This window comes from Streptomyces sp. NPDC047108 (genome assembly GCF_040643575.1).
In the GTDB taxonomy this organism is placed as follows: Bacteria; Actinomycetota; Actinomycetes; order Streptomycetales; family Streptomycetaceae; genus Streptomyces.
Window position 1 is genome coordinate 1,080,718 of record NZ_JBEYUP010000001.1, and the last position, 23,331, is coordinate 1,104,048.

25 protein-coding genes and 1 pseudogene are annotated in these 23,331 nt (G+C 71.1%); 23 read left to right on the top strand and 3 right to left on the bottom strand.

The genetic code is table 11. The annotated features are described in order from the left end of the window. Positions 1–10 precede the first annotated feature (10 nt). Entirely contained in the window at positions 11–856 is an 846-nt protein-coding gene (locus tag ABZ822_RS04730) for an SAM-dependent methyltransferase (protein WP_360846694.1), read from the bottom strand. Positions 857–1,122: 266 nt separating this feature from the next. Here ABZ822_RS04730 and proS point away from each other — a divergent pair, with 266 nt between their 5' ends. The 18 genes from proS to ABZ822_RS04820 all read left to right on the top strand — a co-directional run bounded on the left by proS (position 1,123) and on the right by ABZ822_RS04820 (position 15,908). Further along, positions 1,123–2,538 (top strand): proline--tRNA ligase, encoded by a 1,416-nt coding sequence (gene proS / locus ABZ822_RS04735; RefSeq protein ID WP_360846697.1) that lies wholly within the window; start codon positions 1,123–1,125, stop codon positions 2,536–2,538. A gap of 246 nt (positions 2,539–2,784) precedes the next feature. Continuing rightward, on the top strand, positions 2,785–3,375 hold the full coding sequence (locus tag ABZ822_RS04740) for a hypothetical protein (protein ID WP_360846699.1): 591 nt from the start codon (positions 2,785–2,787) through the stop codon (positions 3,373–3,375). Positions 3,376–3,594: 219 nt separating this feature from the next. Continuing rightward, positions 3,595–4,038 (top strand): 30S ribosomal protein S16, encoded by a 444-nt coding sequence (rpsP, locus tag ABZ822_RS04745; protein WP_360846701.1) that lies wholly within the window; start codon positions 3,595–3,597, stop codon positions 4,036–4,038. A gap of 2 nt (positions 4,039–4,040) precedes the next feature. After that, complete coding sequence (locus tag ABZ822_RS04750) at positions 4,041–4,280, top strand: RNA-binding protein (RefSeq protein ID WP_360846703.1); 240 nt, start codon at positions 4,041–4,043, stop codon at positions 4,278–4,280. Between the two features lie 178 nt (positions 4,281–4,458). Then, a complete protein-coding gene (rimM, locus tag ABZ822_RS04755) occupies positions 4,459–4,980 on the top strand; it encodes a ribosome maturation factor RimM (protein ID WP_360846705.1) in 522 nt (173 codons plus the stop codon). Continuing rightward, positions 4,977–5,792, top strand: a complete 816-nt coding sequence (gene trmD, locus ABZ822_RS04760; RefSeq protein WP_360846707.1) for a tRNA (guanosine(37)-N1)-methyltransferase TrmD — start codon at positions 4,977–4,979, stop codon at positions 5,790–5,792. Before rimM ends, trmD begins: the two co-directional genes overlap by 4 nt. A gap of 132 nt (positions 5,793–5,924) precedes the next feature. Continuing rightward, complete coding sequence (rplS, locus tag ABZ822_RS04765; protein ID WP_360846709.1) at positions 5,925–6,275, top strand: 50S ribosomal protein L19; 351 nt, start codon at positions 5,925–5,927, stop codon at positions 6,273–6,275. A gap of 44 nt (positions 6,276–6,319) precedes the next feature. Continuing rightward, on the top strand, positions 6,320–7,105 hold the full coding sequence (lepB, locus tag ABZ822_RS04770) for a signal peptidase I (protein WP_360846712.1): 786 nt from the start codon (positions 6,320–6,322) through the stop codon (positions 7,103–7,105). Next, on the top strand, positions 7,098–8,174 hold the full coding sequence (gene lepB / locus ABZ822_RS04775) for a signal peptidase I (RefSeq protein ID WP_360846714.1): 1,077 nt from the start codon (positions 7,098–7,100) through the stop codon (positions 8,172–8,174). The genes lepB (ABZ822_RS04770) and lepB (ABZ822_RS04775) overlap by 8 nt, the downstream gene beginning before the upstream one ends. Continuing rightward, complete coding sequence (lepB, locus tag ABZ822_RS04780; RefSeq protein WP_360847083.1) at positions 8,101–9,012, top strand: signal peptidase I; 912 nt, start codon at positions 8,101–8,103, stop codon at positions 9,010–9,012. The genes lepB (ABZ822_RS04775) and lepB (ABZ822_RS04780) overlap by 74 nt, the downstream gene beginning before the upstream one ends. A gap of 39 nt (positions 9,013–9,051) precedes the next feature. Then, positions 9,052–9,801, top strand: a complete 750-nt coding sequence (gene lepB, locus ABZ822_RS04785) for a signal peptidase I (protein WP_360846716.1) — start codon at positions 9,052–9,054, stop codon at positions 9,799–9,801. A 7-nt stretch (positions 9,802–9,808) separates the two neighbouring features. Beyond that, entirely contained in the window at positions 9,809–10,315 is a 507-nt protein-coding gene (locus tag ABZ822_RS04790) for an NUDIX hydrolase (protein WP_360846718.1), read from the top strand. Positions 10,316–10,369: 54 nt separating this feature from the next. Then, the gene (locus ABZ822_RS04795; RefSeq protein WP_360846720.1) at positions 10,370–10,696 is read left to right on the top strand and encodes a DUF2469 domain-containing protein; all 327 of its coding nucleotides are present in this window, start codon (positions 10,370–10,372) and stop codon (positions 10,694–10,696) included. Positions 10,697–10,930: 234 nt separating this feature from the next. After that, complete coding sequence (locus ABZ822_RS04800; protein WP_360846722.1) at positions 10,931–11,305, top strand: YraN family protein; 375 nt, start codon at positions 10,931–10,933, stop codon at positions 11,303–11,305. Further along, positions 11,305–12,918, top strand: a complete 1,614-nt coding sequence (locus ABZ822_RS04805; protein WP_360846724.1) for a YifB family Mg chelatase-like AAA ATPase — start codon at positions 11,305–11,307, stop codon at positions 12,916–12,918. Before ABZ822_RS04800 ends, ABZ822_RS04805 begins: the two co-directional genes overlap by 1 nt. Before the next feature lie 11 nt (positions 12,919–12,929). Continuing rightward, positions 12,930–14,165: a DNA-processing protein DprA gene (gene dprA, locus ABZ822_RS04810; protein WP_360846727.1), complete on the top strand. Its 1,236-nt coding sequence runs from the start codon at positions 12,930–12,932 to the stop codon at positions 14,163–14,165. Positions 14,166–14,407: 242 nt separating this feature from the next. Beyond that, the gene (gene whiG / locus ABZ822_RS04815) at positions 14,408–15,244 is read left to right on the top strand and encodes an RNA polymerase sigma factor WhiG (protein ID WP_360846729.1); all 837 of its coding nucleotides are present in this window, start codon (positions 14,408–14,410) and stop codon (positions 15,242–15,244) included. Between the two features lie 106 nt (positions 15,245–15,350). Then, complete coding sequence (locus tag ABZ822_RS04820; RefSeq protein WP_360847086.1) at positions 15,351–15,908, top strand: helix-turn-helix domain-containing protein; 558 nt, start codon at positions 15,351–15,353, stop codon at positions 15,906–15,908. Positions 15,909–16,205: 297 nt separating this feature from the next. On the opposite strand, the pseudogene ABZ822_RS04825 reads toward ABZ822_RS04820, so the two are convergent. Next, positions 16,206–16,889, bottom strand: a pseudogene (locus ABZ822_RS04825) (peptidoglycan DD-metalloendopeptidase family protein); the annotation flags it as partial. A 540-nt stretch (positions 16,890–17,429) separates the two neighbouring features. On the opposite strand from ABZ822_RS04825, the gene rpsB reads away from it, so the two are divergent. From rpsB to ABZ822_RS04850, 5 genes are all read left to right on the top strand, one after another. After that, on the top strand, positions 17,430–18,374 hold the full coding sequence (gene rpsB, locus ABZ822_RS04830; RefSeq protein WP_360846731.1) for a 30S ribosomal protein S2: 945 nt from the start codon (positions 17,430–17,432) through the stop codon (positions 18,372–18,374). Positions 18,375–18,466: 92 nt separating this feature from the next. Further along, positions 18,467–19,303, top strand: a complete 837-nt coding sequence (gene tsf / locus ABZ822_RS04835) for a translation elongation factor Ts (RefSeq protein ID WP_360846733.1) — start codon at positions 18,467–18,469, stop codon at positions 19,301–19,303. Positions 19,304–19,496: 193 nt separating this feature from the next. Next, the gene (pyrH, locus tag ABZ822_RS04840) at positions 19,497–20,282 is read left to right on the top strand and encodes a UMP kinase (RefSeq protein WP_360846736.1); all 786 of its coding nucleotides are present in this window, start codon (positions 19,497–19,499) and stop codon (positions 20,280–20,282) included. Between the two features lie 151 nt (positions 20,283–20,433). Beyond that, a complete protein-coding gene (gene frr / locus ABZ822_RS04845; protein ID WP_360846738.1) occupies positions 20,434–20,991 on the top strand; it encodes a ribosome recycling factor in 558 nt (185 codons plus the stop codon). A gap of 131 nt (positions 20,992–21,122) precedes the next feature. Next, positions 21,123–22,112 (top strand): phosphatidate cytidylyltransferase, encoded by a 990-nt coding sequence (locus tag ABZ822_RS04850; RefSeq protein ID WP_360847089.1) that lies wholly within the window; start codon positions 21,123–21,125, stop codon positions 22,110–22,112. 113 nt (positions 22,113–22,225) lie between these two features. On the opposite strand, the gene ABZ822_RS04855 is transcribed toward ABZ822_RS04850, so the two are convergent. Next, entirely contained in the window at positions 22,226–23,221 is a 996-nt protein-coding gene (locus ABZ822_RS04855; protein WP_360846740.1) for an asparaginase, read from the bottom strand. Positions 23,222–23,331: the final 110 nt, after the last annotated feature.

Sequence of the window (23,331 nt, forward strand, 5' to 3'; positions counted from 1 at the left end):
CGCCGGCGCGTCAGACGCGGGCGATGAGATAGCGGAAGACGTTCGGCATCCGCACCGTGCCGTCGGGGCGGGCGTACGGATGCAGGGCCTCGGTCAGCTCCTTCTCGACCTGCGCCTGGTCCGTGGCCTCGGCGGCCGCGTCGAACAGCCCGGTCGACAGCAGGCCCCGTACCGCGCTGTCCATGTCGGCGTACCCGAACGGGCAGGCCACCCGGCCCGAGCCGTCCGGCCGCAGTCCCGCCCGGTGCGCCATCTCTTCCAGATCGTCCCGGCCGCCCGGCTGCCGGCCGCCACCGGGCGCGGGCAGCGGTTCGGCGAGCCGGGACGCGATGCGCAGCACCGACGCCGTGGCGCACCGCTCGGCGGGGCCCCAGCCGGCCAGCGCGACCGCCGTGCCGGGCTCCGCGGCCGCGGCGGCCTCCGCCAGCGCGACCACCAGATCGCCCCCGGCGTACGCGTGCGGGTCGAAGGCGGTCACCAGGTTGAACCGGGCGCCGGCGGGGTCGGCGACCTCGTCCGGAGCGCCGCCCAGCAGGCGGGCGGGGGCCTGGCCGCCCGGCCCGCCCCCGTCCGGGAGCAGGCGCTCCCGTGCCAGGGCCAGCCGCTCCGGATGGGCGTCGGTCCCGGCGACGCTCGCACCGCGTACGGACGCCATGAGCAGGGCCAGTCCTGAGCCGCAGCCCAGGCCCAGCATGCGGGTGGCCGGGCCGACCTCCAGGCGTTCGTACACCGCCTCGTACAGCGGCACCAGCATGCGTTCCTGGATCTCCGCCCAGTCCCGGGCTCGCGCGGAGCCCGGGAGTCCGGGAGGGGAAGCGGGGTGAAGGTGGTGCTGCGACACGAGCGTGGGTGTCATCGATGCGCCCCAATCCGCCGAGAGCCGTTGCCGTCCTGCGCCTGATCCGCCCCCGTGAAGCGTGTGCATTCAGCCGAATTCCCCGGCGAAGGTCCCGGGCCGCGGCCCGGGGAGCCAGGGATCCCCGATGCCAGGTAACTGCCGATCCGTCCCGGAGTCCAGGGGTTGTGCGAGGGTGCTTGCGTGCACCCTGCGTGCGCCCCCCGTGTCAGCCCGTGCACCCTCCGATTCACATTTCAGGGTGACACCCCCGTACCATCTCCGCCATGGCAAAAGCTCCCGTGCTCACCCCCCAGGCGGAGGATTTCCCGCGCTGGTACCAGGACCTGATCAACAAGGCCGAGCTGGCCGACAACGGCCCGGTGCGCGGCACCATGGTCATCCGGCCGTACGGCTACGGCCTGTGGGAGCACATGCAGCAGGACATGGACCGCCGGATCAAGGAGGCGGGTGCGCAGAACGCGTACTTCCCCCTCTTCATCCCGCAGTCCTACCTGACCAGGGAGGCCGAGCACGTCGAGGGCTTCGCCCCCGAACTGGCCGTCGTCACCCACGGCGGCGGCAAGGAGCTGGAGGAGCCGGTCGTCGTCCGGCCCACCTCCGAGACGATCATCAACGAGTACTTCTCGAAGTGGGTGCAGAGCTACCGCGACCTGCCCCTGCTCATCAACCAGTGGGCCAACGTGGTCCGCTGGGAGATGCGGCCCCGGCTGTTCCTCCGCACCTCGGAGTTCCTCTGGCAGGAGGGCCACACCGCGCACGCCACCTATGAGGAGGCCCGGGACTACGCGGCCCGCATCCACCGGCACGTCTACGGCGACTTCATGGAGAACGTCCTCGCCATGGACGTGGTCCTCGGCCGGAAGACCGCCAAGGAGCGCTTCGCGGGCGCCATCAACACCCTCACGCTCGAGGGCATGATGGGCGACGGCAAGGCGCTGCAGCTGGGCACCAGCCATGAGCTGGGGCAGAACTTCGCCAAGGCCTTCAACACCCAGTACCTCTCCAAGGACGGCCGGCAGGAACTGGTCTGGCAGACCTCCTGGGGCAGCACGACCCGCATGATCGGGGCCCTGGTGATGGTGCACGGCGACGACAACGGCCTGCGCGTACCGCCGCGCCTGGCCCCCGTCCAGGTCGTGGTCCTCGCCATCAAGGGGGACGACGCGGTGATCGCCGCGGTCCGGGAGATCGGCGACCGGCTCTCCGCCGCCGGGCTCCGCGTCCAGGTCGACGACCGCACCGACACCCCCTTCGGCCGCCGCGCCGTCGACTGGGAGCTCAAGGGCGTACCGATCCGGATCGAGGTCGGCCCGCGCGACCTGGAGAACGGCACGGCGATGGTCGCCCGCCGTATCCCGGGCGGCAAGGAACCGATGCGGACCGAGGCCCTGGACACCCTGCTGCCGAAGTACCTCGAGGACGACCAGGCTCTGCTCCTGCGCCAGTCCCGCGAGCGCCGCGAGACGCGCACCACCGACGTGGCAGACGTCGAGGAGGCCCGCGAGGCGGCGCTGGCGGGCGGCTGGGCCCGGATCCCGTGGGCCGTGCTCGGCGAGCAGGGCGAGGCGAAGCTGGCCGAGCAGGCGGTCACGGTCCGCTGCCTGGTGGGGGAGGACGGGTCGGTCCCGGCCTCCGACGACGCCCCCGGTACGTTGGCCGTCGTCGCCCGCTCCTACTGATCGCCCCGCCCGGCGGGCGCGGGGCCTCCATGTCCCGGGCAGGAAGCGCCCCGGTGTCGCAGATTTTCTACGCGCTGGGGCGTACGGGCCGGTACACACCGGCTTGGCAGGAGCTGCGCCGCTCCTCCACAGATCGACGGATCCTGCCCTCGTCACGGCGCATGAGCTGAAACTGACTGGTACGTGCAAAATATTTGGGATGGCCCGGAATCGGAACACCAGGGCACCTCGGATCGTTCTTACGACGTGAGCACGACACCACCTGTTCTCGCCGCGGAACTGGCGCAGGCGTGGGCCGACATTCAACGGCACCACCCCGAGCTGCCGGATCTCGCCGCACCGGAATCGCTGATCGGAGAATCCTCGTCCGCCTGCGGCGCGGAACTCTCCTTCGAACGGCTGCTCCACGAAGCCGTCCACGGCATCGCCGCCTCGCGCGGCGTTCGTGACACCTCGCGGGCCGGCCGCTACCACAACCGCAGATTCCTCGCGATCGCCGAGGAGCTCGGGCTCGACCATCCCGACGAGCCGCATGCGAGCAGCGGCTTCTCGCTGGTCGTCCTCAGCCCCGACGCGAAGAAGCGCTACCGCACCACCATCGAGCGGCTGCAGCGCGCCCTCAAGGCGCACTCGGTCGCCACGACGGCGGACACCACCCGCAGCTTCCGGGGCCCTGCCGCCCGGCACGGCTCCTCCGGCGGCGGCGTGCGCGTCAAGGCGGTCTGCGACTGCGGGAGGAATGTGCGGGTCGTTCCGTCCGTCCTCGCCCAGGCGCCCATCGTCTGCGGCGGGTGCGGCAAGCCCTTCCGGATCCCCGAGACGGCCGCGGCCGCCTAGACGGCGCAGCGTCGTACGGCCCCGCAGTGACCGTTCGCGGTCACCCGGGGGCGTACGGCGGCCTGTCCGCGGTGTGGCACAATGGTCCGCTGAGTACTCGACAGCCGGATCGGACCCCTCTCTCCCTCGGCTGACGCGTCCATCGGGCGCCCGGATCCCACAACCCCACGTGGAAGCCGTCGCGTTCAAACACGTCGTAGAGCAGGAGACACCACACCCGTGGCAGTCAAGATCAAGCTGAAGCGCCTGGGCAAGATCCGGTCGCCGCACTACCGCATCATCGTCGCCGACTCCCGTACCCGCCGTGACGGCCGGGCCATCGAGGAGATCGGTCTGTACCACCCGGTGCAGAACCCCTCGCGCATCGAGGTCGACACCGAGCGTGTCCAGTACTGGCTGGGTGTCGGCGCGCAGCCGACCGAGCCCGTCATGGCCATCCTCAAGGTCACCGGCGACTGGCAGAAGTTCAAGGGCCTGCCCGCCCCGGAGCCGATGAAGGTCGCCGAGCCGAAGGCCGACAAGCGCGCGCTCTTCGAGGCCGCCGCCAAGGAGACCGGCGACGAGCCGAAGGGTGAGGCCATCACCCCGAAGGCGAAGAAGGCCGAGAAGAAGGCGGACGAGGCGGCCGAGTCCGCTGACTCCACCGCGTCGACCGAGGCCTGAGGATGCTCGAGGAGGCCCTCGAGCACCTGGTCAAGGGCATCGTCGACAACCCTGAGGACGTGCAGGTCGCTTCGCGCAACCTGCGGCGGGGGCGCGTACTGGAGGTCCGGGTCCACCCCGACGACCTCGGCAAGGTGATCGGCCGCAACGGCCGCACCGCGCGCGCTCTGCGCACCGTCGTCGGCGCCATCGGGGGCCGTGGAGTCCGGGTCGACCTCGTCGACGTGGACCACGTCCGCTGAAACGCGCACAGAACACCGGCTGAGGCCGGGGAGGGCCTGGCCCTCCCCGGCCTTTGTCGGCAGCGGCCGTTCACGACAGCGGCCGCGGCAACCGTCCACCTCCACCCGGAGCCTCGACGGCGAGGGACCGCCTCCGCCGCAAGCGGGCGACCCGGAGCCGCACAGAGGAGCAGCAGCAGTGCAGTTGGTAGTCGCGCGGATCGGCCGCGCCCACGGCATCAAGGGCGAGGTCACCGTGGAGGTGCGCACCGACGAGCCCGAGCTGCGGCTCGGGCCCGGTGCCGTCCTGGCGACGGATCCCGCCTCGACGGGCCCGCTGACGATCGAGAGCGGCCGCGTCCACAGCGGGCGGCTGCTGCTGCGCTTCGAGGGAGTGCGCGACCGCTCGGGCGCAGAGGCCCTGCGGAACACCCTGCTCATCGCGGAGGTGGACCCGGAGGAGACCCCCGAGGATCCCGAGGAGTTCTACGACCACCAGCTCATCGACCTCGACGTGGTGACGGTGGACGGCACCGAGGTCGGGCGGATCACCGAGATCAGCCATCTCCCTTACCACGACCTGCTGATCGTCCGGCGCCCCGACGGCAGCGAGGTCATGGTGCCGTTCGTGGGCGAGATCGTGCCGGACATCGACCTGGAGGAGCAGAAGGCGGTCATCGACCCGCCGCCGGGCCTCCTCGACGAGGGCGGGACGGCATGAGGCTCGATGTCGTCACGATCTTCCCGGAGTACCTGGAGCCGCTGAACGTCTCCCTGGTCGGGAAGGCGCGCCACCGCGGGCAGCTCGACGTGCACATCCACGACCTGCGCGCATTCACCCATGACCGGCACAACACCGTCGACGACACCCCGTACGGGGGCGGGCCCGGCATGGTCATGAAGCCCGAGCCGTGGGGCGAGGCGCTGGACGAGGTGATCGCGTCGGGTTCCGACGGCGTACGGCCCACGCTCGTCGTCCCCACGCCGAGCGGCCGCCCGTTCACGCAGGCCCTCGCCGTCGAACTCGCCGAGCGCCCCTGGCTGGTCTTCGCGCCCGCCCGCTACGAAGGCATCGACCGGCGTGTGATCGACGAGTACCGCGAGCGGCTGGAGGTGCACGAGGTCTCCATCGGCGACTACGTGCTGGCGGGCGGCGAGGCCGCGGTCCTGGTGATCACCGAGGCGGTCGCCCGGCTGCTGCCCGGCGTGCTGGGCAACGCCGCGTCCCACCAGGACGACTCCTTCGCCCCCGGCGCGATGGAGAACCTGCTGGAGGGCCCCGTCTACACCAAGCCCCCCGAGTGGCGCGACCGCGGCATCCCCGAGGTCCTTCTCAGCGGTCATCACGGCCGGATCGCCCGCTGGCGGCGCGACGAGGCGATCCGCCGTACGACCGCCAACCGGCCCGAGCTGCTGGAGCGTTGCGACCCGGCGGCCCTGGACAAGCACGACCGTACGACCCTCGCCGAGCTGGGCTGGACCGAGGACCCCGAGGGCCGATTTTGGCGGCCGCAGGGTGACGTGGAAGAATAAGCCGCTGCTGTGTGCGTCCGGTGCGCGTCCCCTGCCACAGGGGGAACGACGCCCGCCCGACGGCGCGGCTCCTTCAACTCATCACGACGTACCGCCGATGACCTGTGGCATCGGCGAGGAAAGCAGACGACCATGTCTCACCTTCTCGACACCGTCGACGCGGCCTCGCTGCGCAGCGACGTCCCCGCCTTCCGCCCCGGCGACACCGTGAACGTCCACGTTCGCGTCATCGAGGGCAACCGCTCCCGTGTCCAGCAGTTCAAGGGTGTCGTCATCCGCCGCCAGGGCGCCGGCGTCCGCGAGACCTTCACGGTCCGCAAGGTGAGCTTCAGCGTCGGCGTCGAGCGCACCTTCCCGGTGCACACCCCGATCGTCGAGAAGATCGAGGTCGTCACCCGCGGTGACGTGCGCCGTGCCAAGCTCTACTACCTCCGTGAGCTGCGCGGCAAGGCCGCGAAGATCAAGGAGAAGCGCGAGAACTGAGTTCTCGCCGGGTGTCCCGGCCCGGCCGGATAGGCTCTGGCCCGATGGACACCGACACGCAGCCCTCGGAGCGCGACCGCTCTTCCGCCCCCGATGTGGGGCATGAACACCGGTCGCGCTCCCTGCGTATTCGGGGAGGGGAACTTCCGCGAAGGGAGGCTCCGGGGAGGGAACGGCTCTCCTGGCCCGGACGGCGTGGCCCATGGCGCCGCGCCGCTGTGCTGACGGGCGTCTGTGCGGTCCTGGTCGGACTGTTCAGTGCCTTCGTGATCCAGCCGTTCCTGATCCCCAGCGGATCGATGGAGCCGACGCTGAGGGCCGGGGACCGGGTGTTCGTGAACAAGCTGGCGTACCGTTTCGGTGATGAGCCGCGGCGGGGCGAAGTGGTGGTGTTCGACGGCACCGACTCGTTCGTCCGCGGCGGAACGGCCGGGGACCCGGTGACCGGACTGCTGCGGGAGGGGGCGGCCGCGGTGGGCCTTGCCGAACCGGCCGAGACCGACTTCGTCAAGCGCGTGGTCGGCGTCGGCGGTGACCGGGTCACCTGCTGCGACAAGCGGGGGAGGATCACAGTGAACGGCGAGGCCGTCGAGGAGGCGTACCTCCATCCCGGGGACGCCCCGTCCCAGGTGCCCTTCGACATCGTGGTGCCCGAGGGCAAGCTGTGGATGATGGGGGATCACCGCAGCGACTCCCGGGACTCCCGCGACCACCTCGGGGAGCCGGGCGGTGGCATGGTTCCCGTGGACCGGGTCATCGGCAGGGCGGACTGGATCGGCTGGCCCCAGAACCGCTGGACCGAGCTGGACCACGGGCGCGGGCATGGGTAAACGAGGCCGGCCGAAGCACGGGCTCCACCGCCACGACACGCGGCTGCCCACCGGCACGCGCCCGACCACCGGCAGGCTGACGCCAGGGCGGGCCGAGCGCCGCAAGGCCGCGAAGCGCATCAAGCGGCGCCGCCGGACCAAAGCCGTGCGCGAGGTGCCGATCCTCATAGGGGTCGCCCTGCTCATCGCGCTGGTGCTCAAGACGTTCCTCGTCCAGGCCTTCGTCATCCCGTCCGGCTCGATGGAGCAGACCATCCGGATCGGCGACCGCGTACTGGTCGACAAACTCACACCGTGGTTCGGGTCCAAGCCCGAGCGCGGGGACGTCGTGGTCTTCAAGGACCCGGGCGGGTGGCTGGAGAAGGAGCAGAAGCCGCCCAAGGACGACCCGGTCGTCGTCAAGCAGGTCAAGGAGTTCCTGACCTTCATCGGCCTGCTGCCGTCGGAGGACGAGCAGGACCTGATCAAGCGCGTCGTCGCCGTCGGCGGGGACACCGTGAAGTGCTGCGGCAAGGACGGGCGGGTGACCGTCAACGGCACGCCGCTCAACGAGCCGTATCTCCATCCCGGGAACGCCCCGTCCGAGATGAAGTTCTCGGTGACCGTCCCGCCGGGGCGGATCTTCGTGATGGGCGACCACCGGGAGAACTCCGCCGACTCCCGCTTCCACCTGAACGAGCCCGGGAGCGGTACGGTCTCCGAGGATCTTGTCGTCGGCAGGGCCCAGGTCATCGCCTGGCCGCTCGGCCACTGGCGACGACTCGAGGAACCGGGCACGTACGCCTCCGTGCCCGACTCGGGCGCTGCCTCGACGGCCGGGGCCTCCGCTGCCTCTAGGCTGTCGTCGGGACCCGAAGGGTCCCTGAAGTCCCCGGACGTGCAAGTGGCGCCCCGTCTCCCGAGCCCTGCGGAACTCCCGCTCGTTATGGGAGTGGTGGGCCTGCACCGTGCATGGGGCAGGCGGCAGCGCGGAGTGAGGAGTGGATGTGGGGGATTTGGCGGTCGGCGCACGATCCGGTCACGAAGAGCCCGAGAACCAGCCGGAAGAGCGGCGCGAAGAGCTCGCTGATCCACCCGCGGCGAAGGAGGACGACGGCCGCGTGAAGCAGCAGAGGGGCAAGCAACGCTCCTTCTGGAGGGAATTGCCGATTCTCATCGGCATCGCCCTGCTGCTCGCCCTCCTGATCAAGACGTTCCTGGTGCAGGCGTTCTCGATCCCCTCGGACTCGATGCAGGACACGCTGCAGCGCGGGGACCGGGTGCTCGTCGACAAGCTGACCCCGTGGTTCGGCTCGGAGCCCGAGCGCGGCGAGGTCGTCGTCTTCCACGACCCGGGCGGCTGGCTCGGCGAGGTGCCGCAGTCCGATGCGGGCCCGGTGGCCGAGGGCATCCAGAACGTGCTGAGCTTCATCGGCCTGATGCCCTCCTCCGAGGAGAAGGACCTGATCAAGCGCGTCATCGCGGTCGGCGGCGACACCGTCGAGTGCAAGGGCGGCAACCAGAAGGTCGAGGTCAACGGCAAGGAACTGGACGAGCCGTACCTGCGGCCGGGCAGCTCGCCCTGCGGGGACAAGCCGTTCGGTCCGGTGAAGGTGCCGGAGGGCCGGATCTGGGTGATGGGCGACAACCGCCAGAACTCCCTGGACTCGCGCTACCACCAGAACCTCCCGGGCAAGGGCACGGTCGCCGAGGACGACGTGGTCGGCCGGGCGATCGTCGTGGCCTGGCCGTTGAACCGATGGGGCACCCTGCCCGTGCCGAGCACCTTCGACCAGCCGGGCCTGGGCGCCCAGCAGGCGGCGAGCGCGGCCGGTGCCGTGGCCCCGGGCGCGCTCGGGCTCGCCGGTGCGGTCCCGCTGGTGCTCTGGCGCCGCAGGCGGCTGACTGCCGGGGGTACCGCCGGGTAGGGTGCCGCCCAGATCTTCGACGCACCACGAGGAGCTGGGATGAGCGCAGCGGTACGTACCGGTGGTACGAACGACGGCCACGGCCGGCTGGGCAGCAAGCTGTCCGGTCTGGCGGTGGCCGTCGGCTGTGTGCTCTTCCTCGGCGGGTTCGTCCTCGGTGCGGTCCTCTACCAGCCCTACACGGTGCCCACGGACTCCATGGCGCCCACCGTGGACACCGGCGCCCGGGTCCTCGCACAGCGCATCGACGGCGACGAGGTCCGGCGCGGCGACGTCGTCGTCTTCAAGGACGCCGTCTGGGGCGACATGCCCATGGTCAAGCGCGTGGTCGGTGTCGGCGGGGACAAGGTCGCCTGCTGCGACAAGCAGGGCAGGCTGACGGTGAACGGCAAGCCCGTCACCGAGTCGTACCTGCCCGAGGGCGAACCGGCCTCGCCGTCCGACTTCGACACCTCAGTACCCAAGGGCAACCTCTTCCTGCTCGGCGACCACCGCAGCACGTCCCAGGACTCCCGGGTCCACATGGCCGACAGCGACCACGGGTCGGTGCCCCGCGGAGCGGTCAGCGCCCGCGTGGAAGGGACGGCGTGGCCGCTGGACGGCTTCGGGACGATCGGCGAGGCCACACCGTTCGCGGACCTGCCCGGCGGGATCTCCGAGCCCGGGCCGCTGAGGCCGATCTTCCTGGCCGTGGTGGCCGGCGCGGTGCTGATCCTGGGCGGCGCGGCGTACGGACCCCTGGCCCGGCGCTCGGGCCGGAAGGCGCGCGCCCGCGTCCGGGCGGCCTGAGGCCGCCGTGTCCGAGGAGGATTACGTTCCGGCCGGTGTGCGCAGGGTCGCGCGGGTCGTCCTGCTCGACCCCGACGACCGGATCCTGCTGCTGCACGGCTTCGAGCCCGCCGACCCGGCGTCGACCTGGTGGTTCACCCCGGGCGGTGGCCTGGAGGATGGCGAGACCCGGGAGCAGGCGGCCCGGCGGGAACTCGCCGAGGAGACCGGGATCACGGACGTCCGGCTCGGTCCCGTGCTGTGGCGGCGCCGCTGCTCCTTCCCGTTCGACGGGCGGCGCTGGGACCAGGACGAGTGGTACTACCTGGCCCGCACCGAGCAGACACGGACCGAGACGAGCGGGCAGACCGACCTGGAACGGCGCAGCGTCACGGGCCTGCGATGGTGGACGTACGAGGAGCTGTCGGCGACGCGTGAGACGGTGTATCCGACCAGGCTCGCCGGGCTGCTGCGGACCCTGTTCGCCGAGGGTCCTCCGCGCACACCGGTGATCCTGGCGGCGGAAGTCGTCTAGCGCCCGCGCGTCTGACGCACAATAGGGGGACGCACGGCTGAAGGGGAACATGCCATGAGCGCCGAGGACCTCGAGAAGTACGAGACCGAGATGGAGCTGAAGCTCTACCGGGAGTACCGCGACGTCGTCGGGCTGTTCAAATACGTGATCGAGACGGAGCGTCGCTTCTACCTCACGAACGATTACGAGATGCAGGTGCACTCGGTCCAGGGTGAGGTGTTCTTCGAGGTCTCCATGGCCGACGCGTGGGTGTGGGACATGTACCGGCCGGCGCGGTTCGTCAAGCAGGTCCGGGTGCTCACGTTCAAGGACGTGAACATCGAGGAGCTCAACAAGAACGACCTCGAGCTGCCGTCCGGGGAGTCCGGCTTCAACGAGTAAACGCGTCACCGGGTCTCCTTCGCCTCTCCGCACAGGGCGCCATCGGGTTCCGGGAGGGCCGCGCCGTCTCACCGCGCGCGTGTCCCCGCTTGCCCGCGCATCCGCGTCGCCGTGCCCCCGCATCACCCCATCGAGTGGCCGGGATATCCACAATCCGCGGGCTGTCCACCGATCTCGACCATGATCCCCTGAAACCCGCTCGATCCGTCACTGTCGGTGACGGAGGTGGGGCCGATGAACGCGCGAGGAGCGCTGGGCCGCTACGGGGAAGACGTGGCGGTCCGCACGCTGGCCGAGAGCGGGATGACGGTTCTGGAGCGCAATTGGCGCTGCAGGGCCGGTGAGATCGACATCGTGGCCGCGCACGGCGACGCGGTCGTGGTGTGCGAGGTCAAGACGCGCCGGGCGGGTGCCTATGAGCATCCGATGGCGGCCGTCACTCCGCGCAAGGCCGAACGGCTGAGACGACTGGCGGAGCGGTGGCTCGCCGACCGCTGGCTGCCACGGCACGACGGACTGCCCGAGGGCGGGGTGCGGATCGATCTCGTCGGTGTGCTGCTGCCGCGGCGCGGCGCCCCGGTCGTGGAGCACGTACAGGGGGTGGCGTGATGGCGTTCGCTCGTACCTGCTCGGTCGCGCTGGTGGGGGTCGAGGGCGTGGTGGTCGAGGTCCAGGCGGACCTCGAACCGGGCGTGGCCGCCTTCACGCTGGTGGGCCTGCCCGACAAGAGCCTGGTGGAGAGCCGTGACCGTGTCCGGGCCGCGGTGGTCAATTCCGGGGTGGGCTGGCCGCAGAAGAAGCTCACGGTGGGGCTGAGCCCGGCCTCGGTGCCCAAGGGGGGCAGCGGGTTCGATCTGGCGGTCGCCTGCGCCGTGCTCGGGGCCGCCGAACGGATCGACCCACGGGAGCTCACCGATCTGGTGATGATCGGCGAGCTGGGTCTCGACGGACGGGTGCGGCCCGTGCGCGGGGTGCTTCCCGCCGTCCTGGCGGCCGCGGAGGCGGGCTACCGCCAGGTGGTCGTCCCCGAGCGGGCGGCGGCGGAGGCGGCGCTCGTCCCGGGTGTCTCGGTGCTCGGCGTGCGCAGCCTGCGCCAGCTCATCGCGGTCCTGACCGACGAGCCGGTCCCCGAGGAGGAGGAGTTCCGGGACGACGGCAGGCCGGACCCGATGCTCGCGGGCCTCACCGTGCCCGGTGCCGGGATGGGGGCAGGGTTTCTGCGCTCCGAGGCGGTGTCGGAGCCGGACCTTGCGGACGTCGCGGGGCAGGCGGGCCCGCGCCTGGCCCTGGAGATCGCGGCCGCCGGGGGCCACCACATCTTTCTCAAGGGGCCGCCGGGTGCGGGCAAGACCATGCTGGCCGAGCGGCTGCCCGGCATCCTGCCACCGCTGACCCGCGAGGAGTCCCTGGAAGTCACGGCGGTGCACTCGGTGGCCGGGCTGCTCCCGCCCGGCAGGCCGATGGTCGAGGCGGTGCCCTACTGTGCCCCGCACCACTCGGCCACCATGCCGTCCCTCGTCGGGGGCGGGAACGGCCTGCCCCGGCCCGGCGCCGTCTCACTGGCGCACCGGGGTGTTCTCTTCCTGGACGAGGCCCCCGAGTTCAGCAGCCGGGTCCTGGACGCGTTGCGCCAGCCGCTGGAGTCCGGACATGTGATCGTCGCCCGTAGCGCCGGGGTGGTGCGCCTGCCCGCCCGGTTCCTCCTCGTGCTCGCCGCGAATCCGTGCCCGTGCGGGCGCCACACGGTCCGTACGGGCTGTGAGTGCTCGCCGTCCGCGGTCCGCCGCTACCGGTCACGGCTGTCCGGGCCCCTGATGGACCGGGTGGATCTGCGGGTCGGGGTCGAGGCCGTCGGGCGGGCCGAGCTGGTCGGTGCGGCGGGAGGCGGTGAATCCAGCGAGATCGTCGGCGCCCGGGTGCGGGTCGCGCGCGAGCGGGCCGCCGCACGGATGCGCGGCACCCCCTGGCGCCTCAACGGCGAGGTTCCCGGACATGAACTGCGCACCCGTTGGCGCCCGGCGCCGGGCGCCATGCTGGAGGCCGAGCGCGACATGGAGCGGGGCATGCTGACGGCCCGGGGCATGGACCGGGTGCTGCGTGTGGCCTGGACTGCCGCCGACCTCTCGGGACGGGACCGTCCCGAGGCGCAGGACGTGCTCCTCGCGCTCCAGCTGCGGACCGGTGTCGAGCGGGCAGCGGCCGTCGCGGGGGGCTCTCGATGAGTGCCGGAAGCATGACGCGGAGCGTTCCCGGGGCGGGGTCAGCGCCCGAGGCGGGCCGCGTGCCCGGGCCGGAGGCCCGGACCTGCACGGACCAGGAGCGGCTGGCGCGGGCCGCGCTCAGCAGAGTCGCGGAACCGGGCGACGAGGTCGTCGGGGCCTGGCTGCGGGACATGGGCCCGGTCGCGCTGATGCGGCTGCTCACCGGCAGAGACGAGCCCCTGCTCCCCGCCGTCGCGGGGAAGGCCGTCAGCGCGCGGCGGATGGCTGGGTACCGCATCCGTGCGGCCGGGCTCGACCCCGCCGCGGACCTCGCCGCGGCGGATGCCGTGGGCGGCCGCCTCGTCTGCCCCGGGGACGCCGAGTGGCCCCGGCAGCTCGACGACCTCGGGGATGCCCGTCCGATCGGGCTCTGGCTGCGGGGGCGGCCATCCCTGCGCAAGTGGGCGCTGCGGTCCGTCGCCGTCGTCGGCGCACGGGCCTGCACCGACTACGGCGCCCACGTCGCCACCGCCCTCGGGGCCGGGCTCGCGGAGAGCGGCTGGGTCGTGGTGTCCGGAGCGGCCTACGGGGTCGACGGTGCCGCCCATCGCGGCGCACTCGCCGTGGACGGCGCGACCATGGGCGTACTCGCCTGCGGTGTGGACGTCGCCTATCCCCGCGGACACACCGAGTTGATCGCACGCATCGCCGAACGCGGCCTGCTGATGGCCGAGTTGCCACCCACGGGTCATCCCACACGCAGCCGGTTCGTGATGCGCAACCGCGTCATCGCCGCGTTGACCCGGGGCACCGTGGTGGTGGAGGCGGAGTACCGCAGCGGGTCGCTGGTCACCGCCCGCCGCGCGCAGGAACTGGGGCGGGTGGTCATGGGCGTACCAGGGCCCGTGACGTCGGGCCTCTCGGCCGGGGTCCACGAACTGCTGCGCGGCGAGGCCGCCCTCGTCACCGACGCCGCGGAGGTCAACGAACTCATCGGGCGTATCGGGGAACTGGCCCCCGAGCGCCAAGGGCCGGTGGTGGCGCGCGATCTGCTGGACCCCGCCTCCGCCAGGGTGCTCGATGCCCTGCCCGCCCGAGCGAGCCGGGACACGCGGCGGCTCGCGCGAGATGCGGGTACGGGAATTGACGAGGCGTTGGCAAAACTGTACGAACTTCAGTCACTGGGGTTCGTCGAACGGCACGGCGAACTTTGGCAGTTGGCACAGAATTCACCGGCCTCCCGATGTGAACCGCGAGGCGGTCCTTGACCTGCGACGTTCGGGTGACAGGGTTGGGCCGATGACCGCAACAGCCGACTTTGTGTTCCGTTCACGACCGCTGAGCACCGGGGGTGTCGTAACCCTGCAGAGCGGCACGCGGAACGTATCTGCCCCAGCGCGAGCCTGGAGCGTTCGCACGCTGCGACAGGTCAGTCACGCTACGCTCACAAGCGTTCCGACCACGACAGACGTCCTCACCCCGGTGACGGCAGAACAGCTCAAGGCGACGAATGCCCCAGCACACCTCCGGGTCTGACCGCGCGGCGGTGCCGCCCGCCGCCCGCGGCAGCGTGCGCCCGGCCGCACCCTCGTCGCTCGACGAACTGTGGCGGTCGTACAAAGCCACGTCTGACGGCCGGCTGCGGGAGCAGCTCATTCTCCACTACTCCCCGCTGGTCAAGTACGTGGCGGGCCGGGTCAGCGTCGGCCTGCCGCCCAACGTCGAGCAGGCGGACTTCGTTTCCTCCGGAGTCTTCGGGCTCATCGACGCCATCGAGAAGTTCGATCCCGAGCGTTCGATCAAATTCGAGACGTATGCGATCACCCGGATCCGCGGGGCGATGATCGACGAACTGCGCGCCCTCGACTGGATCCCCCGCTCGGTCCGGCAGAAGGCCCGCGCGGTGGAGCGGGCCTACGCCACCCTCGAAGCGAAGCTCCGAAGGAGCCCGTCCGAGGCCGAAGTGGCCGAGGAGATGGATATCGGGCTCGACGAACTGCACAACGTCTTCAGCCAGTTGTCCCTGGCCAACGTGGTGGCCCTCGAGGAACTCCTGCACGTCGGCGGCGAGGGCGGCGACCGCCTCAGTCTGATGGACACCCTGGAGGACACCGCCGCCGACAATCCGGTGGAGGTCGCGGAGGACCGCGAGTTGCGCCGGCTGCTCGCCCGGGCCATCAACACCCTGCCGGAGCGCGAGAAGACGGTCGTGACCCTCTACTACTACGAGGGCCTCACGCTCGCCGAAATCGGCCAGGTTCTGGGCGTCACCGAAAGCAGGGTGAGTCAGATCCACACCAAGTCGGTGCTCCAGCTCCGGGCGAAACTCGCTGACGTCGGCCGCTGAATCTGCTGAATCGTCCCTTCCCGGTGTCGCGATGTCGTCGTGGGGAGTGCGACGGCGGACACCTCCTCCGTACAGTGGAGGCGTGCCAAGGATTCGAGCGGCCTCCGTGGCCGAGCACCGGACCATGCAGCGCAACGCCCTGCTGGACGCTGCCCGATCCCTCCTGTCCGAAGGCGGCACGGAAGCCCTGACCTTCCCCGCACTCGCCGAGCGCACGGGGCTCGCGCGCTCCTCCGTCTACGAGTACTTCCGGTCCCGCGCCGCGGTGGTCGAGGAGCTGTGCGCCGTCGACTTCCCCGTCTGGGCTGCGGAGGTCGAGGCCGCCATGGAGCGTGCCGAGACACCTGAGGACAAGGTCGAGGCGTATGTGCGGCAGCAGCTCGCCCTCGTCGGTGACCGGCGGCACCGGGCCGTCGTGGCGATCTCGGCGGGGGAGCTGGACGCCGGTGCGCGCGAGAAGATCCGCGCCGCCCACGGCGGCCTCATCGCCATGATCGTCGAGGCGCTCGGAGCCCTGGGCCACGAGCAGCCGCGGCTCGCGGCGATGCTGCTGCAGGGCGTCGTCGACGCCGCGGTGCGCCGTATCGAGATCGGCGCGGCCGAGGAGCCGGGACAGATCACCGAGGCCGCTGTCGCGATGGCTCTGCGCGGCGTCAGGGGCTGAAGCGCCGGGCGGCAGCCTCCCTGACCCTGACCGATGCCTCGCTGTCCCTCGTGCCGCTGTTCGGCGGGTACGCAGGCGGCGGTGCGCCCAGAACGCCGATGCGGCCAGGGCCGCGCCCCAGCCCAAGGACGCGGGGCCAGGTGCGGCCGAGGTGGTGGGGCCCACGGAAGCGGAAAGCATCGCCTCCGTGGGGCCCTGCTCCGACGCTCCCCGCGAGCCCGGCGCAGCCGAGCCCTCCGCGGCCGAGCCTGCCGCGGCCCAGGCCCCCGTCCCCGTACCGGTCACCGCGCTCGTCCGTGGCTCCGGCACCCCGAAGACGGGGAGCAGCCGGGACGGTCCGCTGCGCAGCATCCCGTCAGGTAGCAGGGACAGGGGATCGAGATAGCGCTCACCGCGCCTCAGCCCCCAGTGCAGACAGCCCTCCGGGCAGTGGAACGGGCCCTTGCCGAGGGTCCCGACCCGTTCGCCGGCCGTCACCCGGTCTCCCTTCCTGACATCCGGCCGCACCGGCTGATAGGTGAGGCGCAGCGGTGGCTTCCCCGTGCCGTCCAGTTCGATGGCCAGCACACCCCGGCCAGCGACCGTGCCCGCGAACGAGACCCGACCCGCAGCCGCGGCACGGACCGCCTGGCCCGGCCGGGCGGCGAGATCGACCCCCCGGTGCCCTGCCGCGTACGGAGTGGGAGGCGGCTCCCAGCCGCGCACCATCTCCGGGCGGGCACTGCCGGCCGAGCCCTGCACCGGCCAGGCGCGCTCGCCACTCCGGCCCTGATACCCCCTGCCCACGTCGTCCCCATCACCCTCGCTCTCCCCACCGTCCCGGCCCTGGCCCCGCCCCTCGTCCTTGGACGGCAGTCCGGCAGGGGCGAGCCTCGGTAACTGCGGTGCCGTGACCAGGTCGCCGGATCCTCGGGCATACGCCGCTCCCACCGTCGTGATCAGCATCGAAGCCAGTGCCAAAGCCACCACCGGCACAAGCACCAGCGCTGGAAGCCGGGCCAGGGCCACGGCCCCGCCCACCCGCCCCCGCACCGCTCGCCTCCCGGCCCCCCACACCTCGCGCGCTCGGAGACCCGGTCCCCACCACGCCGCCGCCCGCCGTCCCGCCGTCGCCTCGCATCGCATGCCCTGAGCCTGGCCCGCGGCGGCGCGGCTCGGGGATCATGAGGGAGACCTGTGGACAGCCCGCGATGTGGGGACAAAAGCGTCACTCGTACGGGTGGGATTTACGGCGCGAGCCCGTCCCGTCCTGCGGCGCGCTTCCCGCCCTGGCAGGAAGCCGCCGTGTGTCGCTCGGCGGCTCAGCGGTCCCGTACACTTCTGGTGGCGATCCGGGTCACCGGGTCGACTTCGCACGCCCCGCCGCCGGCGCTTCCATTTCCCATCGGACAGCTCCGCGGCCGCGTCCCTCGGTCCACGGCAGGTCCTCGCAAGAGCGCCCTCCATGGCAGAACGCGTCGGGGCGTCAGGCACGACGGCCGACCGGCCGGCGTGGAACCGAGTACCTCAAGGAGTACGGCCATGGCCGTCGTCACGATGCGGGAGCTGCTGGAGAGCGGCGTCCACTTCGGGCACCAGACCCGCCGTTGGAACCCGAAGATGAAGCGCTTCATCTTCACCGAGCGCAACGGCATCTACATCATCGACCTGCTCCAGTCGCTGTCGTACATCGACCGCGCCTACGAGTTCGTCAAGGAGACCGTCGCCCACGGCGGCTCCATCATGTTCGTCGGCACGAAGAAGCAGGCCCAGGAGGCCATCGCCGAGCAGGCGACCCGGGTCGGTATGCCGTACGTCAACCAGCGCTGGCTGGGCGGCATGCTCACCAACTTCTCGACCGTCTACAAGCGCCTGCAGCGCCTGAAGGAACTCGAGGCGATCGACTTCGAGGATGTGGCCGCCTCCGGCCTCACCAAGAAGGAGCTCCTCGTCCTCTCCCGCGAGAAGGCCAAGCTGGAGAAGACCCTCGGTGGTATCCGCGAGATGCAGAAGGTGCCCAGCGCCGTCTGGATCGTGGACACCAAGAAGGAGCACATCGCCGTCGGTGAGGCGCGCAAGCTCAGCATCCCGGTCGTCGCGATCCTCGACACCAACTGCGACCCGGACGAGGTCGACTACAAGATCCCGGGCAACGACGACGCGATCCGCTCCGTCACCCTGCTCACCCGCGTGATCGCCGACGCTGTCGCCGAGGGCCTCATCGCCCGCTCCGGCGCCGCCGAGGGCAAGGGCGAGAAGGCCGCGGGCGAGCCGCTGGCCGAGTGGGAGCGTGACCTGCTCGAGGGCGAGAAGAAGGCCGAGGAGCCGGCTGCCGCCGCGGCTGAGAAGCCGGCCGAGGCCGAGAAGCCCGCCGAGGCTGCGGCTGAGGCCGACAAGCCCGCCGAGGCCGAGAAGCCCGCCGAGGCTGCGGCTGAGGCCGACAAGCCGGCCGAGGCCGAGAAGCCCGCGGACGCCGAGCAGGCCTGACGACACCGTCACGGCTGCCGACGGCGGGGGCCCTCGGGCCCCCGCCGTCCCACCGTAGATCCGATCGACTTTCGAGAAGAGACTGACAGACCATGGCGAACTTCACCGCCGCTGACGTCAAGAAGCTCCGTGAGCTCACCGGCGCCGGCATGATGGACTGCAAGAAGGCGCTGGACGAGGCCGAGGGCAACGTCGACAAGGCCGTCGAGATTCTCCGCGTCAAGGGCCAGAAGGGCGTCGCCAAGCGCGAAGGCCGCAGCGCCGAGAACGGCGCCGTCGTCTCCCGGCTCGCCGCCGACAACGCCTCCGGCGTTCTGGTGGAGCTGAAGTGCGAGACCGACTTCGTCGCCAAGGGTGACAAGTTCGTGGCCGTCGCCGACGCCATCTCCGAGCACGTCGCCAAGACCTCCCCGGCCGACCTGCAGGCCCTGCTCGCCTCCGAGATCGAGGCCGGCAAGACCGTCCAGGCGTTTGTGGACGAGGCCAACGCGACCCTCGGCGAGAAGATCGTCCTCGACCGCTTCGCGCAGTTCTCCGGCGGCTACGTCGCTTCCTACCTGCACCGCACCAGCCCTGACTTGCCCCCGCAGGTCGGTGTCCTGGTCGAGCTGGACCAGGAGAACGCCGAGGTGGCCAAGGACATCGCGCAGCACATCGCCGCGTTCGCGCCGAAGTTCCTCTCCCGCGAGGAGATCCCGGCCGAGAGCGTCGAGAACGAGCGCCGCGTCGCCGAGGCCACGGCTCGCGAGGAGGGCAAGCCCGACGCCGCCCTCCCGAAGATCGTCGAGGGCCGGGTGAACGGCTTCTTCAAGGAGAACGTCCTCCTGGACCAGGCGTTCGCCAAGGACAACAAGAAGAGCGTGCAGAAGATTCTGGACGAGTCCGGCGTTACGCTGAAGCGGTTCGCCCGCTTCCGTGTCGGCGCCTGACCCGTACCACCGCTTCGTACGGCTCGGTACAGCTCCGTTCAACGACGGAATACGCCCGACCCGCTAGGGTCGGGGGCAGTCGGCCGCCATATGCGCCGGACGACCGCAGATGTGACGAGGAGGCCATTGCCGCAGAGGGCTCGACCAGATCCCACCGGCAATGGCCTTCTCGTATGTGCACGAGGAGATCTCCATGAATCAGGGCGCGGACACCGCTGACACGGCAGACAAGGCCGACCACGGCCTCTACGGGAAGAAACGCCGCCGCTTCCTGCTGAAGCTGTCCGGCGAGGCATTCGCCGGTTCAGGGGCGCTCGGTGTGGACCCCGACGTCGTGCACAAGATGGCCCGTGAGATCTCCGCAGTGGTCCGTGACGGCTACGAGGTCGCGGTCGTCATCGGCGGCGGCAACTTCTTCCGCGGTGCCGAACTGCAGCAGCGCGGCATGGACCGGGCCCGCTCCGACTACATGGGCATGCTCGGCACGGTCATGAACTGCCTCGCCCTCCAGGACTTCCTGGAGAAGGAGGGCATCGACTCCCGCGTCCAGACCGCCATCACCATGGGACAGGTCGCGGAGCCGTACATCCCCCTGCGGGCCGTACGGCACCTGGAGAAGGGACGCGTCGTCATCTTCGGTGCGGGCATGGGCATGCCGTACTTCTCCACCGACACCACCGCCGCCCAGCGTGCCCTGGAGATCGACGCCGAGGCGCTGCTGATGGGAAAGAACGGCGTGGACGGGGTCTACGACTCCGACCCGAAGCAGAACCCGGACGCGGTGAAGTTCGACGCGCTCGAGTACGGCGAGGTGATCACCCGCGGCCTCAAGGTCGCCGACGCCACCGCCATCACCCTGTGCATGGACAACAAGCTCCCGATCCTCGTCTTCGAGCTGCTCGCCGAGGGCAATATCGCGCGTGCGGTGAAGGGTGAGAAGATCGGCACGCTCGTCAGCGATCAGGGTACGCGGGCCTGACCACCGGCCCCTACGGCCGGGGAAATCCGGCAACTCCGGGCCGCACGAACAGCCCGGCACGGGGATGGACAACGACCTGCCGGTCGTACACCGTGCAGGAAACACGCGCGAGGGGCGAGGCTGTGCTCACTCACGAGACCAGGAGCAAGTGGTGATCGAAGAGATCCTCCTCGAGGCCGAGGAGAAGATGGAGAAGGCCGTCGTGGTCGCCAAGGAGGACTTCGCCGCGATCCGCACCGGGCGTGCGCACCCGGCGATGTTCAACAAGATCGTGGCGGACTACTACGGTGCGATGACGCCGATCAATCAACTGGCGTCGTTCTCGGTGCCCGAGCCGCGCATGGCGGTCGTGACTCCTTTCGACAAGAGTGCGCTGCGCAACATCGAGCAGGCGATCCGTGACTCCGACCTCGGGGTCAACCCGTCCAACGACGGCAACATCATCCGCGTGGTGTTCCCCGAGCTGACGGAGGAGCGCCGCCGCGAGTACATCAAGGTCGCCAAGGGCAAGGGCGAGGACGCGAAGATCTCGATCCGCAGCGTCCGCCGCAAGGCCAAGGAGTCCATCGACAAGCTCATCAAGGACGGCGAGGTCGGCGAGGACGAGGGCCGCCGCGCCGAGAAGGAGCTCGACGACACCACGTCCAAGCACGTGGCGCAGGTGGACGAGCTGCTCAAGCACAAGGAAGCCGAGCTGCTCGAGGTCTGATGAACGACTCTTCCTGGGGGGGCCGCCCCGTGTCCCGGGCCGGCGGGGCACCGGTTCCTCATGCCGAACGGGGTGTTCCCGGCGACGCCAGGGGGAGCCACGGCCCGGTGCCGTCGGCTGCCGGCCTCTGGATACCGCCCGACCAGGGGTCTACCCCGGCGGGTCCTGCGCACGGGATGCCGGAAGCGCAGCAGACTCGGGCCATGCCCAGCGTGTCCGAGTCCGGCGGAAACCAGGACGACCGTGACCGGGGGGCCGCTCGTCACAGCGGCCCTCCGCCGCAGTCGCCGGCCGCCCCGCAGAAGAAGCGGGCCGGAAGGGACCTCCGCGCCGCGATAGGGGTCGGTCTCGGCCTCGGCGCGGTGATCATCGCGTCGCTCTTCATCGAGAAGGCCGTCTTCGTCGCGGTGATCGCCGCCGCGGTGGTCGTCGGCCTGTGGGAGCTGTCCTCCCGGCTGTCGGAGAAGAAGTACATCCGCGTCCCGCTCGTACCGCTCGCGGTCGGCGGGGCCGCCATGGTCGTCGCCGGATATCTGCGGGGCGCGGAGGGCGCGTCGGTGGCCATGGCCCTGACCGCGCTGGCCACGCTCGTATGGCGGATGGCCGAGCCCCCCGAGGACTATCTGCGGGATGTCACGGCCGGTGTCTTCGCGGCCTTCTACGTGCCGTTCCTGGCCTCCTTCGTGGCCCTGATGCTTGCCGCGGACGACGGTGCGTGGCGGGTGCTCACCTTCCTCCTGCTCACGGTCGTCAGCGACACCGGCGCGTACGCCATCGGCTGGCGGTTCGGCCGCCACAAGCTCGCCCCGCGCATCAGCCCCGGCAAGACCCGCGAGGGGCTGCTCGGCGCCGTCGGCTTCGCGATGGCCGCGGGCGCGCTGTGCATGGAGTACCTGATCGACGGCGGGAGCTGGTGGGAGGGGCTGCTGCTCGGCCTCGCCGTGGCGGTCAGCGCCACCCTCGGCGACCTCGGTGAGTCCATGATCAAGCGGGATCTCGGCATCAAGGACATGGGGAACCTGCTGCCGGGCCACGGCGGGATCATGGACCGGCTGGACTCGCTGCTGCCGACCGCGCCCGTGGTGTGGCTGCTGCTCGTGGTCTTCGTCGGCTCGGGCTGACCCGGGACGTACGTCGTCGTCGAAGGGGCCCGCCGCATTGCGCGTGCGGGCCCTTCGCCGTTCCCTGTGCCTGTCCGCCGCCGGGCGACCGGCACCCTGCGCGGATCGGCCGCTCAGCCGTGCCGGGCGAAGGCGGCCGAGATCTCCTCACGTCCCGCGCCGGAGGCGAGCAGGAGACGGAGCAGCACCCTGGCCTTGTACGGGTCGAGGAGGCCGCCGTTGACCAGTCCACGCCGCAGGAGATCCCTCTCGGACCCGACCGCTCCATAGGTGTTCCGCAGCACGGACCCGCTGCCCGTACGCGAGGTCAGGACGACCGGCATGTGTTCGGCCAGGGCACCGAGTTCCGGGGCGAGCGCGGAGGGCACATGACCGACCCCGAAACCGGCGACGACGAGCCCGTCACAGGTGTCCGCGACCGCGCGGAGGAGCGCACCGTCGTCATCGAGGGCGACGACGTGGAGGGCGACGCGCGCCGCGTCAGGGCGCTCTGCGAGGCGCCCGGCCGGGGAGGGCAGCGGCTCGTGGCGCCGCGGCATCGCCAGAACCCGCACCCGGCCCTCGACGACCTGGCCGAGAGGGCCGGCGTTGGGGGAGGCGAACGTGGCCGTGCTGGTGCTGTGGGCCTTGCGGACCCAACGCGCCGCGTGGATCTCGTCGTTGAGAACGACCAGCGCGCCCAGGGAACGGCCGTGATCCGAGGCGGCGACCCGTACGGCGGCAAGGACGTTCGCGGGACCGTCGGCGCCGGCGAGCGTGGGGTTGCGCATCGCGCCGGTGAAGACGAGGGGTTCCTCGTGCGGCCAGACCAGGTCGGCGAGGAACGCCGTCTCCTCCAGCGTGTCCGTGCCCTGGGTGACGACGGCGCCGATGGCACCGTTCCGCACGGCGGTGGAGGCGGCGGCCACCACGTCCAGCATCTCTGCGAAGGTCAGGTTCGCGCTCGGCACCGCCTGGGTGTCGCGGACGTCCAGCTTCACCCCGAGCTCGGTCACCCCCGGTACGGCCGCGGTGATGTCGGCACCGGTCAGCCGCGGCACCAGGCCGTCGTGGCCGGGACCGCCCGACACCGAGATGGTGCCTCCGAGTGCGAAGAGCGCGACGTTCACCGACCGCCTCCAACTCCCTTTGCCCGCACCGGTTTCGGTGACCCTGACGCCGCGACAGTAGCGCAGCCGTAGGATCGGCCGGCCGTTGAGGGCGAGTCGAGAGGATCTCC

Coding starts and splice junctions, on each gene's coding strand:
- ABZ822_RS04730 (WP_360846694.1), bottom strand. CDS start 856: ATGACACCCACGCTCGTGTCGCAGCACCACCTTCACCCCGCTTCCCCT.
- proS (WP_360846697.1), top strand. CDS start 1,123: ATGGCAAAAGCTCCCGTGCTCACCCCCCAGGCGGAGGATTTCCCGCGC.
- ABZ822_RS04750 (WP_360846703.1), top strand. CDS start 4,041: ATGCTCGAGGAGGCCCTCGAGCACCTGGTCAAGGGCATCGTCGACAAC.
- trmD (WP_360846707.1), top strand. CDS start 4,977: ATGAGGCTCGATGTCGTCACGATCTTCCCGGAGTACCTGGAGCCGCTG.
- rplS (WP_360846709.1), top strand. CDS start 5,925: ATGTCTCACCTTCTCGACACCGTCGACGCGGCCTCGCTGCGCAGCGAC.
- lepB (WP_360846712.1), top strand. CDS start 6,320: ATGGACACCGACACGCAGCCCTCGGAGCGCGACCGCTCTTCCGCCCCC.
- lepB (WP_360846714.1), top strand. CDS start 7,098: ATGGGTAAACGAGGCCGGCCGAAGCACGGGCTCCACCGCCACGACACG.
- lepB (WP_360846716.1), top strand. CDS start 9,052: ATGAGCGCAGCGGTACGTACCGGTGGTACGAACGACGGCCACGGCCGG.
- ABZ822_RS04795 (WP_360846720.1), top strand. CDS start 10,370: ATGAGCGCCGAGGACCTCGAGAAGTACGAGACCGAGATGGAGCTGAAG.
- ABZ822_RS04800 (WP_360846722.1), top strand. CDS start 10,931: ATGAACGCGCGAGGAGCGCTGGGCCGCTACGGGGAAGACGTGGCGGTC.
- ABZ822_RS04805 (WP_360846724.1), top strand. CDS start 11,305: ATGGCGTTCGCTCGTACCTGCTCGGTCGCGCTGGTGGGGGTCGAGGGC.
- dprA (WP_360846727.1), top strand. CDS start 12,930: ATGACGCGGAGCGTTCCCGGGGCGGGGTCAGCGCCCGAGGCGGGCCGC.
- whiG (WP_360846729.1), top strand. CDS start 14,408: ATGCCCCAGCACACCTCCGGGTCTGACCGCGCGGCGGTGCCGCCCGCC.
- rpsB (WP_360846731.1), top strand. CDS start 17,430: ATGGCCGTCGTCACGATGCGGGAGCTGCTGGAGAGCGGCGTCCACTTC.
- tsf (WP_360846733.1), top strand. CDS start 18,467: ATGGCGAACTTCACCGCCGCTGACGTCAAGAAGCTCCGTGAGCTCACC.
- pyrH (WP_360846736.1), top strand. CDS start 19,497: ATGAATCAGGGCGCGGACACCGCTGACACGGCAGACAAGGCCGACCAC.